The organism is Micromonospora sp. NPDC005206, assembly GCF_040608175.1.
GTDB lineage: Bacteria > Actinomycetota > Actinomycetes > Mycobacteriales > Micromonosporaceae > Micromonospora.
The window spans coordinates 1-14314 of the sequence record NZ_JBEXHU010000016.1 but is presented as its reverse complement, the minus strand read 5'-3'; the positions used below and the strand labels follow the sequence as shown (position 1 = coordinate 14314).

Here is a 14314-nt window from a genome sequence, read left to right as displayed (position 1 = left end):
TGTCAGGGGAGTCGTTCTACCGTCCCGGCATGGCTTTTCGCGACAAGGATCTACGAACGCCGGGACCGGTCATGGTGGACGGCCGACAGCTCAAGCGCTACCACATCGACCAGCCGGAACGGCCGATCGAGCCGGAGGTGGAGAAGGCCGCGTACGACCTGCTGCCCGCGCTGCTCGCCGACGTGCCGGATGACGGCACCCCGGCCGCCGGCTGGGTGGTGCTGCATCGGGGCGCGGACACCGGCGCCTACCTGCTGGCGTACACCTGGGTGTGGGACAACGCGTTGGAGGTGCGCACCGCGGCGGCCGGGCAGCCTGCACTGGACTGCCCTGACGATGATCCGGCACACTTCGTCGAGCTGCGCCGCCCCGCGGTGGGCTGCGTCTGGGAGTTGGCGGTGCTGGAGCACGAGCGGGCCGCCTGGGTCCGGCACATGCTGGTGCCGGAGAGCCCCGATCTGACCGGTTATCTGCACGACACGCGAGCGGAAGGGCCGGTGGGCCGCTGATGGGCGACTTCGACTTCTTTGTGGGCACCTGGAACGTGGTGAACCGGCGGCTGCGCAAGCGGCTGGTCGGCTCGGACGAGTGGGAGGAGTTTCCGGGGGTGTCGGTCGCGCACGGCTTCTTCGGCGGCGGCGGCCACTTCGACGAGATCGTTTTTCCGACCAAGGGCTTCTCCGGCGCCACGATCCGGCTCTTCGACCCGGCGACCGAGCAGTGGTCGATCTACTGGATGAACAGCGGTCGCGGCGAGTTGGAGCAGCCGCCGATGGTGGGCCGCTTCGTCGACGGTGTCGGCCGTCTCTACGCCGACGACCAGCACGAGGGACGTCCGGTGCGGTGCCGGTTCATCTGGTCGGAGATCACCGCGACCACCGCGCGCTGGGAGCAGGCGTTCTCCGTCGACGGCGAGCGCACCTGGGAGACCAACTGGATCATGACGTTCACCAAGGCGGCGGAGTAGCTCAGGTCGACGGCGGGGGAGTCGTGTCGCGGTAGATGCCGACCAGCCAGAGGTCGAGCAGCACGTCCACCACGTCCCGCTCGTCGACCGCCGGCCCGTCGCCGGCGAAGGTGGCGTACCAGACGCGTTCGTTCATCGAGTTGAGCGCGATGGCGAGGTCCCGGGCGGGCAACCCGTCCGGGGCCGCGCCGCGTCGCCGCTCCGCCTCGATGGCCGCCGCGATCGCCTGCACCCAGCGCTCCAGCACCGCCGCCCAGAGCCGGCGTACCTCGGCGTTGGTGCCACGGACCTGCGCACAGGCGAGCACCAGCGCGCGGTGCGCGCCGAACGTCTCGTGGAACCGCTGGATCAGCTCCCGCCACCGGGCCCGCGGGTCCTCGGCGAGCCGGACCAGGACGTCTCCGGCGGCCGCGTCGGCCTCCTCGGTGACCCGGTCCAGCAGGGTCAGCAGCACGGCGTCCTTGGACGGGAAGTAGAAGTAGAACGTCGGCCGGGAGATGCCCGCACCCCGGGCCAGGTCGTCGATCGAGATGTCGCCGAACGCCTTGTGCTCCAGCAGCCGCTCGGCGGTGGCCAGGATCGCCGTCTCCCGGTCGTCGCCGGTGGAACGGGCGGCGCGGCGACCGCGCGGGCTCGCCCTCCCGGTACGCGCGGTCGTCATGGCCGGTGATGCTACCCGAACTCGACACCCTGTCGACGGCACTCGACAGGGTGTTGACTGCTGTCGACGGCGGTGGATAGTGTCCGTCCACTGCCCCGGATGGAGGGAACGCCATGACCTCCGACCACGTCGACGTGCTCATCGTCGGAGCCGGCCTGTCCGGCATCGGCGGCGCCTGCCACCTGCGCCGCGACTGCCCCGACAAGACGTACGCGGTGCTCGAGGCACGCGACGCCATCGGCGGCACCTGGGACCTGTTCCGCTACCCGGGCGTCCGGTCCGACTCGGACATGTTCACCCTCGGCTACTCCTTCAAGCCGTGGACCGACCCGAAGGCCATCGCCGACGGCGCGGCCATTCGCGAGTATGTCCGGGAGACCGCCCGGGAGTACGACGTGCAGCGGCACATCCGCTTCGGGCACCGGGTGCTGCGTGCCGAGTGGGACAGCGACACCGCCCGCTGGACGGTGCACGCACAGCGCGTCGACACCGCCGAGACGACCGTGCTGACCTGCTCGTTCCTGTTCGCCTGCGCCGGCTACTACCGCTACGACGAGGGATACACCCCGCAGTTGCCCGGCGTCGGGGAGTACGCCGGGCGGCTGGTGCACCCGCAGCACTGGCCGGACGACCTCGACCACACCGGCAAGCGGGTGGTGGTGATCGGCAGCGGCGCCACCGCGGTCACCCTGGTGCCGGCGATGGCCGAGCGGGCCGCCCACGTGACCATGCTCCAGCGCTCACCGACGTACGTCATCGCGCTGCCCTCGCGCGACGTCCTGGCCGACGCGCTGCGGCGCGGGCTGCCGGCGAAGGCCGCGTACCCCGTGGTGCGCTGGAAGAACGTGCTGCTGTCCACCATCAACTTCCAGCTCAGCCGGCGCGCGCCCGGGCTGGTCAAGCGGCTGCTGCGCAGGGGCGCGAAGGGCCGGCTGCCGGTCGGGTACGACATCGACCGGCACTTCTCCCCCCGCTACGACCCGTGGGACCAGCGGCTCTGCGTGGTGCCCGACGGCGACCTGTTCACCGCCCTGCGGCAGGGTAGGGCGTCGGTGGTCACCGACACCGTCGACACCTTCACGGCGGACGGCGTCCGACTGGCCTCCGGTGACGAGTTGCCCGCCGACATCGTGGTCACCGCCACCGGGCTCAACCTGCTCGCCCTCGGTGGCCTGACACTCAGCGTGGACGGCGCCGAGGTCGACCTGGCCGGCACCGTCGCCTACAAGGGCATGATGCTCTCCGGCGTGCCGAACTTCGCGTTCACCATCGGCTACACCAACGCCTCGTGGACGCTCAAGGCCGACCTGGTCGCCGGCTACGTCTGCCGGCTGCTGCGCCACCTGGACCGCACCGGCCAGCACGTCGTCACCCCGCTCCCGCCGCCCGACGACGAGCGGGTGCCGCTCATCGACCTGCGCTCCGGGTACGTGTTGCGCAGCGTCGACGCGCTGCCCAAGCAGGGCGCCACCGCACCGTGGCGGCTGTATCAGAACTACGCCCGCGACGTGCTGCTGATGCGGCACGGCCGGCTCACCGACGAGGGTGTGCGGTTCTCCCGCTCGGGGGCCGCCAGGAGAGGAGCACCGGTCGTGCAGAGATTCGACTTCGTCGGCGGGACGGCCGTGGTCACCGGCGCGGCCAGCGGCATCGGCGCCGCGCTGGCGCACGCGCTCGCCCGCCGGGGCAGCGACCTGGTCCTGCTGGACCGCGACGCCGAGCGGCTGGACGCGGTCGCCGCCGCCATCCGGGCCGACCACCCCGACCGTCAGCTGCACACCTACCTGGTGGACCTCGCCGACGCGGCGGCCACCGCCCGGGTGGCCGTCGAGATCGGTCAACGGCACCCGCGGGTCCGGCTGCTGGTGAACAACGCCGGTGTCGGCCTCGGTGGCCGGTTCGACCAGGTGACGTTCGACGAGTTCAGCTGGGTGATCGACATCAACTTCCGGGCCGTGGCGCAGTTGACACACGCGCTGCTGCCCACCCTCAAGGCGGAGCCGGGCGCCCACCTGGTCAACGTCTCCAGCCTGTTCGGGCTGATCGCGCCGGCCGGGCAGACCGCCTACTCGGCGAGCAAGTTCGCGGTGCGCGGCTTCACCGAGGCGCTGCGCCACGAGTTGGTCGAGGACGGCATCGGGGTGACCTCGGTGCACCCGGGCGGGATCCGCACCCGGATCACCGAGAACGCCCGCGTCGGCAGCGGCGTCTCGATCGAGGAGTACGCGGCCGGCCGGGCGCAGTTCGAGAAGCTGCTCACCATCGCGCCGGAACGGGCCGCCGAGGTGATCCTGCGGGGCGTCGAGCGCCGCCGGGGCCGGGTGCTGATCGGCTGGTCGGCGAAGCTGCCCGATCTGCTGGCCCGGGTCCTGCCGGCCTCGTACAACCGGCTGCTGGTCACCGGCCTGAACCGCGGCGTCGTCCGCCCCGCACCGCCGACCAGCACGGTGCCGGCCGCCGACGCCCGCCGCGGCTGACGTCGCTGATCTCGCGGTGACTCAGGCCGGGTCGGCGTCGGCCGGCGCCGAGGTCGGCAGGACGTCACGCCGGCGCAGCACCACCGTCAGCGCCACCAGGGCGAAGAGCAGGAGCGCGAGCACGTGCACCGGAAGCGGACCCAGTGGCGCGAGCAGCGCCAGCAGCGCGACGACCGGAAAGGCGACGACCACCGCGCCGTGCTGCCTCCGGCGGACGTGCAGCACCCAGACGGTGAGCAGGTAGACGGCGATCGGTACGGCGACCGCGTACCCGGCGGCGGATCCGGAGATGTGCCCGATGTGCCGCTGGTGGTCCACCGCCACGACCAGGCCCGCGCCGACCGCCGCGACCGCCGCGAAGATCAGATAGTGGCCGTAGCCCCAGACCAGCGAGTACGGCAGCCGGTCGGGCGCCTCGATCGGCTGGTCGAAGTAGAGCCACCAGAGCGCATACACGATGACCGCCCCGGCCGCCGCGAGCGACCAGAGGTCGCGTCCACCGCTGTCCAGTTCGGTCTGGATCGCCACCGACACCGACAGCACCACCTCGCCGAGCACGATGAGGGTGAACAGCCCGTACCGCTCGGTGATGTGCCGGGGATGCCACGGGGTCATTCCGGGCCGCTCGGCCACCGCCGGCACCAGCAGGTCGGCCAGCCCCAGCAGCACGAACGACGCGATGCCCCACTCGTCGGGCAGCGCCAGCCGCAGCAACCAGCCGACCTGCACCACGGTCACGCCGATCGCGTAGCGGCGTGCCGCCGCGCGGTGCGCCCGGTCGCCGGCGGCCGCTCGGCTCCACTGCACGACGGCGGCCAACCGCATCACCACGTACCCGTACGTGATGACGGTGAAGTCGCCGTCGGCGAAGGCGCGCGGCACCCCGGCCGCCAGGATCAACGCTCCGGTGATCTGCACCAGTGCGGTGATCCGGTAGACGTCGTCGTCGGTGTCGTAGGCCGAGGCGAACCAGGTGAAGTTCATCCACGACCACCAGATCGCGAAGAACACCATCGCGTAGCTGACCGCCGCGTGACCGAAGTGACCCTCGGAGACGTCGTGGTGCAGGCTGCCGGCGGCCTGCGCCACGGCCACCACGAAGCACAGGTCGAAGAAGAGCTCCAGCGGGGTGGCCGAGCGGTGCGGCTCATCCCGGTGACGGGGCCTCATCGGCCGGTAGAACGGCCGCACCGATGGCGAACGGGTCAACGCGGCTCCTCAGTGGCGTCTCCGGCCGTGGGTGAGGCCCTCCAGCACCAGGGTCAGCCCGGCGCCGAGCAGCCAGACGTCCTTGGCCAGCGCGGTGCCCTGCTGGGTCGGGCGTACGCTACCCGCCTCGCGCAACCCCGGCGTCTGCAGGTACAGCTGCACCAGGCCCGCGCCGAACGCGGTCAGGCCGAGCCCGGCCAGGGTGGTCGGCACGAACGGGGCCAGCAACGCGGCCCCCAGGGCAATCTCCGAGTACGACAGCAGCTTGGCGAAGCGCGCCGGCTCCAACTGGCCGAGCTGCGGAATGGCCCCGACCGCCATCCCGTGCAGGCCCTGCGCGGCGTCGCCCTCGAGCGTCCGCTTGCTCAGACCAGAGTTGAGGAAGAACGCGCCGATGCTGACCCGCAGCGGCAGATGCGCCAGTTTCATGATCACTCCCGGTGGCCGTGGTCCGAATGCGGCCCGCGTACCCGCCGCGGCCCGCGATAACCCGTTGAGCCGACTGGGCCGGCCGTGGTGATCGCGGTAGGTTCGCGAGGGGCTCACCGCCAGGCCCGGCCACCCGCCAGCCCGGCACCCGACCCCGCCGCAGATCACCAGCAGGAGGCGAAGTGAGCCAGGAAGTCCGGGGAGTCATCTCCCGCAGCAAGGGCGCGCCGGTTGAGGTCACCACCATCGTGGTGCCCGATCCCGGTCCCGGTGAGGCGATCGTCCGGATCCAGTCCTGCGGGGTCTGCCACACCGACCTGCACTACCGCGAGGGTGGCATCAACGACGACTACCCCTTCCTGCTCGGCCACGAGGCGGCGGGCATCGTCGAGCAGGTGGGCGAGGGCGTCACCGACGTCGCCCCGGGCGACTTCGTGGTGCTCAACTGGCGGGCGGTCTGCGGGGTCTGCCGGGCCTGCCGCCGTGGGCGCCCCTGGTACTGCTTCAACACCCACAACGCCAGCCAGCGGTTGACCCTCACCGACGGCACCGAGCTCGCACCGGCCCTGGGCATCGGCGCGTTCGCTGAGAAGACCCTGGTACACGCCGGACAGTGCACGAAGGTGGACCCGGCCGCCCGACCGGCCGCGGTGGGGCTGCTCGGCTGCGGGGTGATGGCCGGCCTGGGTGCGGCCATGAACACCGGCAACGTCACCCGCGGCGACTCGGTCGCCGTGATCGGCTGCGGTGGCGTCGGCGACGCGGCGGTCGCCGGAGCGGCCCTCGCCGGCGCCACGACGATCGTCGCCGTGGACACCGACTCCCGCAAGCTGGACTGGGCTCGCCGGTTCGGCGCCACGCACACCGTGAACGCCTCGGAGACCGACCCGGTCGAGGCGATCCGCGCCGCCACCGGCGGCTTCGGCGCCGACGTGGTGATCGACGCGGTCGGTCGACCGGAGACGTGGAAGCAGGCGTTCTACGCGCGGGACCTGGCCGGCACCGTCGTGCTGGTGGGCGTGCCGACGCCGCAGATGAAGATCGAGCTGCCGCTGCTGGACGTCTTCGGTCGCGGCGGCGCCCTCAAGTCCAGTTGGTACGGGGACTGCCTGCCCAGCCGGGACTTCCCGATGTTGACTGAGCTGTACCTCCAGGGTCGGCTCGACCTGGACGCGTTCGTCACGGAGGAGATCGCGCTGGACCAGGTCGAGAACGCGTTCGACCGGATGCACAACGGCGACGTGCTCCGTTCGGTGGTGGTGTTCCCGTGAGCGCCCGCGTCGGGCACGCGGTCACCACCGGCACGTTCTCCCTCGACGGGCAGACGTTCGACGTGGACAACAACGTCTGGGTGCTGGGCGACGACAGCGAGTGCGTCGTCCTCGACGCGCCGCACGACGTGGCCGCGATCCTCGCCGTGGTGGGTGACCGGCGGGTCCGGGCGATCCTGGCCACCCACGCGCACGACGACCACGTCCGCGTGGCACCCGAGCTGGCCATGGCCACCGGCGCGCCAGTGCTGTTGCACACCGCCGACCGGGTGCTCTGGGACATGGTCCACCCCCAGCTGCCGCCCAACGGCGAGCTGCACGACGGCCAGGAGATCGATGTGGCCGGCACCGCGTTGCGGGTGCTGCACACTCCCGGGCACAGCCCCGGCGCGTGCAGCTTCCACGCGCCGGAACTGGGCGTGGTGTTCACCGGCGACACGCTCTTCGCTGGCGGCCCGGGTGCCACCGGCCGCTCGTACAGCGACTTCGACACCATCGTCCGATCGATCCGCACCCGGCTGCTCACCCTGCCCCCGGAGACGGTCGTGCACACCGGGCACGGCGACGACACCACGATCGGCGCGGAGGCGCCGCACCTCGAGGAGTGGCTGGCCCGAGGCCACTGAGCACGGTCGGCTGGCCGGGCCGGGCCGGCGCGTCAGCGCTCGTCGGCCGCGCCCAGCACCGGCTTGACGTCGAGCACCGGCGTGCCGTCCAGCGCCTCCAGGTCGGCCACCCGGACGCGCAGCCCGTCCACCGCCAGCACCCGGACGCGGTGCAGCCCGATCGGGTTGGGTCGGTGTGGGGAGCGGGTGCTGAAGACGCCGGTCTCCGGCCGTGTCTCGTCCCCGCGCGGGTGCACCGTGAGGATGTCCCGTCGGGCCCGGTCCAACCAGGTCAGCACCAGCAGCTCCGCGTCGACGCGTACGTCGTCCAGTGCGCGCTCCACCTGCGGGTCGAAGACCAGCCAGGCGTCCGGCGCGCCCTCATCGCCCTGCCTCGGCGCACTCGCCGCGTCGGTCAGAGGCGACGAGACCCGGCCGACCGGGCGCAGCAGGTACGCGTCGTCGCTCTGGCCTTCGACCATGTCGCTCCCTTCGGGACGGTCCCAATCTAGCGCCGCCGGCCGGCGCTAGGATCCCGCTCATGGCCGCCGAGCAACCCGCACCCGTTGTCCGTCAGCTGCGACTCGTGGTGGAGGCGGCCGACCACGACGCCGCCGTGGCGTTCTTCCGCGACGCGCTCGGCCTGCCCGAGGAGGCGGCGTTCAGCGGCGACGGAGATGCCCGGGTGGTGATCCTGGACGCCGGCCGCGCCACCCTGGAGATCGCGAACCCGGCGCAGAAGCGCATGATCGACGAGGTCGAGGTGGGCCGGCAGGTCGCGCCGCGCATCCGGGTGGCCTTCGAGGTGGACGACACCGAGGCGACCACCGCCCGGCTTGTCGCCGCCGGTGCGACCGAGATCGCGCCGCCCACCCGTACCCCTTGGGACTCCCTCAACGCCCGCCTCGACGCACCGGCCGACCTCCAGATCACCATCTTTCAGGAGCTGCGTACGCCGGACGGCGACGACTGAGCTCGGGACGGCAACGACTGAGCTCAGGGCTCGAAATCACCCTGCGTGAGATGTTGGGCCGATCACGCACCGTTAGCCGTGACCCACGCGCCACCCTCACCCGCCGCCCTGCACGCCACCGGTGTCGGGCCCTTTGCTCTGCTTCAACGGACGCAACACGTCCCTTGAGCTGCCCAAAGGCGATTTCGGGCCTCTTCGGGAGTGTCTAACCGTCAGCACGGTCCGTGACTGTTGCGTCTGTTGAAGCAGAGCAAAGGCTGCTGGGTGGGTGTGGCGCGTGACTGCGAAGACCACCCTCTGTCACCCGGTGCGGGGCCTCGGAGGCGAAAGGTCGACCTGTCCGATTCCGGGGGTGACCCGGACCGCAGCCGCGCGGGGCCCTGGCATTTCCGGAATGCCCGACACGTGGACCTGGTTGTGTCCCCCGTACCGCCGGAGCCCAAACCCTTTCCGCGGTCATCTCCCGAGGAGTGTTCACCCCGGAGCGCTCCGCACGATCGAAAGGGCAACCATCGTGAAGGCCGACTTCACTCGATGGCTCCCCGCCATCGCTAAGGACTCGTACCGCAAGACCGCGCTGAGCATTGTGGGTGTGGCCGCCCTCGGTGGCCTGGCACTCGCGCCGACAGCGGCCGCCGCCCCGGTCACCTCCGGGCCGCACCAGGGCGCCGTGGCCGCCATCGACCTCGCCACCGGCAAGGCCGCCACCACGGCCCGCCAGGCCGACCAGCCCGTCGAATCGGGGCTGACCACCGGCTCCGCCACCGGCAAGCCGCCGGCTGGCAAGCCGAGCCGCGAGGAGCTCATTCCGCACGGCATCGAAGGCGCCCAGTCGCGCATCCCGCTCGACGACGCGCAGCTGGCCAACGCCCGGGCCATCGTCGACACGGCCAAGAAGACCGGTGTCGGAGACCGGGGCGCGGTGATCGGCGTCGCCACCTCGTTGCAGGAGTCGAAGCTGTACAACCTCGGCCACCTCGGCGCGTACAACGACCACGACTCGCAGGGCCTGTTCCAGCAGCGCCCGTCGTCCGGTTGGGGTACGCCCGAGCAGATCACCGACCCGGAGTACTCCGCCACGGCGTTCTTCAGCGCGCTGAAGAACGTGGGCGGCTGGCAGGAGCTGCCGCTGACCACCGCGGCGCAGACCGTCCAGGTCTCCGCGTTCCCGTACGCGTACGCGCAGTGGGAGGAGCAGGCGGCGGACATCGTCCAGCAGCTCTGGTGACACCCGCGCACACGACGCCGGCCGGTTCCCGAACAGGGGGCCGGCCGGCGTCGTCGTGTCCAGGTACCTCAGCAGGCGGCGTAGAGGCGCCGGGTGCCGACCCCGGCGGCGTACGCGGCCCGATCGCTGAACCGGCAGCCGTAGTCGGGACGGGCCACCACCGTCGGGTCGGTCACGGTGTCGCCGGCCGGGCGCTCGCCGGTGCGTACCCAGGACACCAGATCATCCCAGGCGGCGCCGGCCTCGGCCGGAGTGAACTCGCAGTGCTGCGTGGCCCGGATGGCCCGCTGCACCACCAGCCGGCTGCGTCCGTGCCGTGCCACGTCGGTGGCGTACGCCTGCTCCATGCTGAACGGTACGAACAGGTCACCGAGGCCGTGCAGGGTGAGCACCGGCGCGGTGGAGCGGCCGGCGATGCGGGGCACCTCGGTCAGCGTCGGAAGGAGCCGCTGCCAGACGTTCTCCGGGGCGACCCGCGGCACCGTGGCGTTGACGTTGACCGGGCTGTTCGGGCTGTAGCGGGTGAGCAGGTTGGTGGAGAGCTGACCGGGCCGCTGGGCGGGGGAGTCGCCGCCACTGGTGACGCTGATCGAGAAGAGGAAGTCCTTCCAGACCGCGAACGCGGCGTCGGCGCCGGGGCGCGGCCCGCCGGAACGGTTCACCGTGATCGCGCGCAACTGCTTGCCCCGGTCGGTAGTGGTGTCCGGCCCGGTGGGGGTGAGCCCCGCCAGTCCGAGGGCCACCTGGATGCGGGGCACCGCGTTGGTCAGGTAGTCGGTCGGCGTGGGATAGGCCGACACCCCGGCGAGAGACTGAGCGACCAGGTTGTAGTCCAGGTAGAAGTCGAGCAGTGTCTGGTCGCCGAGTACGCCGCACATGGGCAACGCGCCGTCGTAGTAGCCGGGGTACTGCTCCAGCGAGCGGCCGATGACGTACCCGCCCATCGACACTCCCGCCAGGTAGGTGTGGTGCGGCCGGCGGACCGTCCGTCCGAAGTGGTCGGCGAGGTCCTTGGTGCCCAGCACCCCGGAGCGGATGTCGAAGCCGTTACGGTCGTACGAGGACGACGCCCAGGCGTACCCCTGCTCGAGCAGCCGCTGACGCAGCCCGAAGCCGGGCGGCTCCGGTGAGAGCACCGTGCCCTGGCCGCGATAGCCGTGGGCCCACAGCACCAGGTCACCGTTCCACCGGGCGGGGACCTCGATGACGTACCCGGCGTGGCGGTGCACGCCCTGACGTACCGTCGTCGGCTTGCCGGCCACGACGAGCGGCGCCAGCGGTGGGTTCTCGATGGTGTACCCGGGCAGCGGCTGGCCGCCGCCCGGGTCGCGGTCGGCGGTGGCGCTGGCCGGCGCGGCGCCGGCCAGCCCGACCGCCAGGGTCAGGGTCGCGGTGGCGGCGAGCAGGCGGCGGAGGGTGCGAACGGGTGAGGACAGCATCGATGCTCCCCATCGGACGGATGTCGCCCGCGGGCGACCAGGCGGGACGGTTGCCTACCGGCCGGTAGCGTCCTGAACCTAGGACCGCCGTCGACCAGAGTCAATGGCTGCGCTGACCGGCCGGTCAGGCTCGACTGTCCGGCCGCTCAGACCAGGCCGTGCGCCAACATCGCTTCGGCCACCCGGCGGAACCCGTTGATGTTCGCCCCGGCCACGTAGTCGCCGGGCAGCCCGTACTCCTGGGCCGTGCTCCAGCAGCGGGCGTGGATGTCCCGCATGGTCTCCCGCAGCCGCTGCTCCGACTGGGCGAACGTCCACGAGTCCCGGCTGGCGTTCTGTTGCATCTCCAGCGCGCTCACCGCCACGCCGCCGGCGTTGGCCGCCTTGCCCGGGGCGAACCGCACGCCGGCCCGGCCGAGGATCCGCACCGCCTCCGGCGTCGTCGGCATGTTCGCCCCCTCGACCACCGCGACGCAGCCGCCGGCCACCAGCGCCGCGGCCTCCGCGCCGCCGATCTCGTTCTGCGTCGCGCACGGCAGGGCCAGGTCGCAGGGCACCTCCCAGACGGTACGGTCGGCCACGGCCACCGCGTGCGGCACGTGCCGCAGGTAGTCGTCGAGCCGGCCGCGGCGCTCCTCCTTCAGCTCGCGCAGCAACTCCAGGTCGATGCCCTTCTCGTCGAGCAGGTACCCGTCGGAGTCCGAGCACGCCACCACCGTCCCACCGAGCTGGTGCACCTTCTCGATCGCGTAGATCGCCACGTTGCCCGAGCCGGAAACGACGACCCGCTTGCCCTCCAGGCTGTCGCCGCTCTCCCGCAACATCTCCTCGGCGAAGAACACCGCCCCGTACCCGGTCGCCTCCCGGCGCGCCTGCGCACCCCCGTACGCCAGCCCCTTGCCGGTGAGGACGCCGGACTCGTAGCGGTTGGTGATCCGCTTGTACTGGCCGAACAGGTAGCCGATCTCCCGGCTGCCCACCCCGATGTCCCCGGCCGGCACGTCGGTCTGCGCGCCGATGTGTCGGTGCAGCTCCGTCATGAAACTCTGGCAGAAGCGCATCACCTCACGGTCCGAGCGCCCCTTCGGGTCGAAGTCCGCGCCACCCTTGCCGCCGCCGCCGATCGGCAGGCCGGTCAACGCGTTCTTGAAGATCTGCTCGAAGCCGAGGAACTTCACGATTCCCAGGTAGACCGACGGATGAAAGCGCAGGCCACCCTTGAACGGGCCGAGCGCGCTGTTGAACTCCACCCGGAAGCCGCGGTTGATTTGTACCCGGCCACGATCGTCCTCCCACGGCACCCGGAAGATCACCTGTCGTTCCGGTTCGCAGATCCGCTCGATGATCCGCGCCTCGGCGTACTCGGGGTGCCGGGCCAGCGCCGGGCCGATGCTCTCCAGCACCTCCCGCACGGCCTGGTGGAACTCCGGCTCGCCCGGATTGCGGGCAACCACACTGGCGAACACCGTCTCGACGGCCTCCGGCATGACCGGCACGTCCCTTCCGTATCGGCGGCATCGTCGCCGCCACTGTGCCGGCGCGACCCACCGGCCGCCCCGGAGTACGGCCCGCCGCCCCCGTCCGGTTCACCGCTCGCCCGCCCGTCCTTGCCCCGGCGCCTCCATCCCGGCGTTCGCCCTGGCCGCGCGCGTGCCGGCCTCACCTGGCTCGCCCACCGATCGGCTGTGCGGCCCGGCTGTGCGGCCCGGCTGTGAGGCCCGGTGGGCGGGTCGGGTTGACTGGTCGCCGTGGACGAGTCGATCTGGGAGGCGGCCCGGGCGTCGCGCAGCTGGTTGGACACGGCGAACGGCACCGGGCAGACGGAACTGACCTGTCGCATCCTCAAGCTGACCGAGGAGGCGGGGGAGGCGTCGGCGGCCTGGATCGGTCTGCTCGGGCAGAACCCGCGCAAGGGCGTCACGCACACCCGCGAGGATGTGGCAGCGGAACTGGCTGACGTCGCCTTCACGGCGCTGGTGGCGATCGAGAGCCTGGGGCTGGATGCCCGGTCGGTGTTGGACTCCTGCGCCGCCAAGGTCCGCTCCCGCCTCGCTGACTGACCGGGTACCCGGCATGCCAAATTCCGACTTTGGCCGGTGTGCCGGATTCGTCGGGTATGGGGTAGGGCCCGCCGTGCGGTGACTCCCATCCCGGCGGCGACCGTCGTCCGGTCCTTGTTCCTGCGGACGGTCCAGCACTTCCCTGCAGTGGGCTGCATCCCGCTGGTGCTCGCCGCCCCCGCTCAGTCCTGCCGTGGATGCGGCCCCGCCGCCCTCCCGGGCGGTCGCTGTTGTGAGCGATATACCTGTGAGGCATAAATATGCCTCTGAGGTATAGCGCTCGTTGACCACCTCGCCCGGGCTCGCCTCGTTCGGCGTGATCGACTTGCGGTCAGCGATGTCAGCGATGTCGTGGTGTCCCGGGCGACCGGATCGCCCGATATCGGTGATACCGAGTCGATCAACCCCAAGCGGTCGAACGGGCGCCCGAGACCGTCGGCGATCCCGCGCCGAATGTCCGGTATAAGGGTTTCTGGCCTGTGGCCCGGTGCATCCGTGGGGTGGAATCGTGGCGGGCCGGGGGTCGTTACACACCCTGACGATCGCAGCACCGCGGCCCGGCACCCCGCCCCCTACAGGGTTGGGATGGCAGCCGGGCCCGGGTTGGAATGCCCGCGGGTGGCCGGTCGTTGCAGACCCCTGACCGACCGCACCAGCACCCCCTCACCCGGGGCCGCTGGAACGGAGCCCCCGCTCACCGGGGTGCCGATGGATGGGCCACCCCCGGAATGCCCGCGGTCTGGCGGTCGTTACACACAGACCCGGCGCCACGAGCCCCCCGCGCGTAGGCCGCCGACCGATGACTTTCCCCCGTGTTGTTGAAAGCGCCGGACGAGGTGCTCGCACCTTTGCGCCGTTCCCCTCGGGCGTGTGGGTGTCTACCCCCCTGAAGGAGCTGATCTCTCATGAACACGATCATTCGTAAGAGCATGCTGTCTGTTGCTGGTCTCGCGTTCGCCGGTGGCGTGTTCGCCGGTCCGATCGCCGCGCACGCC

General features: G+C 71.6%; 14 protein-coding genes and 1 pseudogene. 9 read left to right on the top strand and 6 right to left on the bottom strand.

The window, feature by feature from the left end:
* Positions 1 to 29 precede the first annotated feature (29 nt).
* Positions 30 to 509, top strand: a complete 480-nt coding sequence (locus ABZU69_RS24080) for a hypothetical protein (RefSeq protein WP_354966594.1) — start codon at positions 30 to 32, stop codon at positions 507 to 509.
* On the top strand, positions 509 to 967 hold the full coding sequence (locus tag ABZU69_RS24075; RefSeq protein WP_354966593.1) for a hypothetical protein: 459 nt from the start codon (positions 509 to 511) through the stop codon (positions 965 to 967). Before ABZU69_RS24080 ends, ABZU69_RS24075 begins: the two co-directional genes overlap by 1 nt.
* A 1-nt stretch (position 968) precedes the next feature.
* On the opposite strand, the gene ABZU69_RS24070 is transcribed toward ABZU69_RS24075, so the two are convergent.
* A complete protein-coding gene (locus ABZU69_RS24070) occupies positions 969 to 1628 on the bottom strand; it encodes a TetR/AcrR family transcriptional regulator (RefSeq protein ID WP_354966592.1) in 660 nt (219 codons plus the stop codon).
* Between the two features lie 113 nt (positions 1629 to 1741).
* On the opposite strand from ABZU69_RS24070, the pseudogene ABZU69_RS24065 reads away from it, so the two are divergent.
* A pseudogene (locus tag ABZU69_RS24065) lies at positions 1742 to 3196 on the top strand (NAD(P)/FAD-dependent oxidoreductase); the annotation flags it as partial.
* 24 nt (positions 3197 to 3220) lie between these two features.
* Complete coding sequence (locus ABZU69_RS24060; protein WP_354966753.1) at positions 3221 to 4105, top strand: SDR family NAD(P)-dependent oxidoreductase; 885 nt, start codon at positions 3221 to 3223, stop codon at positions 4103 to 4105.
* Between the two features lie 21 nt (positions 4106 to 4126).
* Here the strand turns inward: ABZU69_RS24060 and ABZU69_RS24055 are convergent, their stop codons facing one another.
* Both ABZU69_RS24055 and ABZU69_RS24050 read right to left on the bottom strand, forming a co-directional pair.
* On the bottom strand, positions 4127 to 5314 hold the full coding sequence (locus tag ABZU69_RS24055) for a low temperature requirement protein A (protein WP_354966591.1): 1188 nt from the start codon (positions 5312 to 5314) through the stop codon (positions 4127 to 4129).
* A 9-nt stretch (positions 5315 to 5323) separates the two neighbouring features.
* Positions 5324 to 5743, bottom strand: a complete 420-nt coding sequence (locus tag ABZU69_RS24050) for a hypothetical protein (RefSeq protein WP_354966590.1) — start codon at positions 5741 to 5743, stop codon at positions 5324 to 5326.
* A gap of 182 nt (positions 5744 to 5925) precedes the next feature.
* Here ABZU69_RS24050 and ABZU69_RS24045 point away from each other — a divergent pair, with 182 nt between their 5' ends.
* Positions 5926 to 7014 (top strand): S-(hydroxymethyl)mycothiol dehydrogenase, encoded by a 1089-nt coding sequence (locus ABZU69_RS24045; protein WP_354966589.1) that lies wholly within the window; start codon positions 5926 to 5928, stop codon positions 7012 to 7014.
* Positions 7011 to 7640, top strand: a complete 630-nt coding sequence (locus ABZU69_RS24040) for an MBL fold metallo-hydrolase (protein ID WP_354966588.1) — start codon at positions 7011 to 7013, stop codon at positions 7638 to 7640. Before ABZU69_RS24045 ends, ABZU69_RS24040 begins: the two co-directional genes overlap by 4 nt.
* A 32-nt stretch (positions 7641 to 7672) precedes the next feature.
* On the opposite strand, the gene tsaA is transcribed toward ABZU69_RS24040, so the two are convergent.
* Positions 7673 to 8101, bottom strand: coding sequence for a tRNA (N6-threonylcarbamoyladenosine(37)-N6)-methyltransferase TrmO (gene tsaA / locus ABZU69_RS24035; RefSeq protein WP_354966587.1), 429 nt, complete (start codon positions 8099 to 8101; stop codon positions 7673 to 7675).
* Between the two features lie 59 nt (positions 8102 to 8160).
* Here tsaA and ABZU69_RS24030 point away from each other — a divergent pair, with 59 nt between their 5' ends.
* Together ABZU69_RS24030 and ABZU69_RS24025 are read left to right on the top strand one after the other, a co-directional pair.
* Entirely contained in the window at positions 8161 to 8592 is a 432-nt protein-coding gene (locus ABZU69_RS24030) for a VOC family protein (protein ID WP_354966586.1), read from the top strand.
* Between the two features lie 514 nt (positions 8593 to 9106).
* The gene (locus ABZU69_RS24025) at positions 9107 to 9820 is read left to right on the top strand and encodes a hypothetical protein (RefSeq protein WP_354966585.1); all 714 of its coding nucleotides are present in this window, start codon (positions 9107 to 9109) and stop codon (positions 9818 to 9820) included.
* A gap of 68 nt (positions 9821 to 9888) precedes the next feature.
* Here ABZU69_RS24025 and ABZU69_RS24020 read toward each other — a convergent pair whose 3' ends face one another.
* Positions 9889 to 11259 carry a hypothetical protein gene (locus ABZU69_RS24020; RefSeq protein WP_354966584.1) on the bottom strand — a complete coding sequence of 457 codons (1371 nt, stop codon included), beginning with the start codon at positions 11257 to 11259 and terminating at the stop codon, positions 9889 to 9891.
* A gap of 146 nt (positions 11260 to 11405) precedes the next feature.
* Entirely contained in the window at positions 11406 to 12746 is a 1341-nt protein-coding gene (gene gdhA, locus ABZU69_RS24015; RefSeq protein WP_354966583.1) for an NADP-specific glutamate dehydrogenase, read from the bottom strand.
* A 261-nt stretch (positions 12747 to 13007) separates the two neighbouring features.
* Between gdhA and ABZU69_RS24010 the strand changes: the two genes are divergently transcribed.
* Positions 13008 to 13319: a MazG-like family protein gene (locus ABZU69_RS24010; RefSeq protein WP_354966582.1), complete on the top strand. Its 312-nt coding sequence runs from the start codon at positions 13008 to 13010 to the stop codon at positions 13317 to 13319.
* The last annotated feature ends 995 nt before the right edge of the window (positions 13320 to 14314 follow it).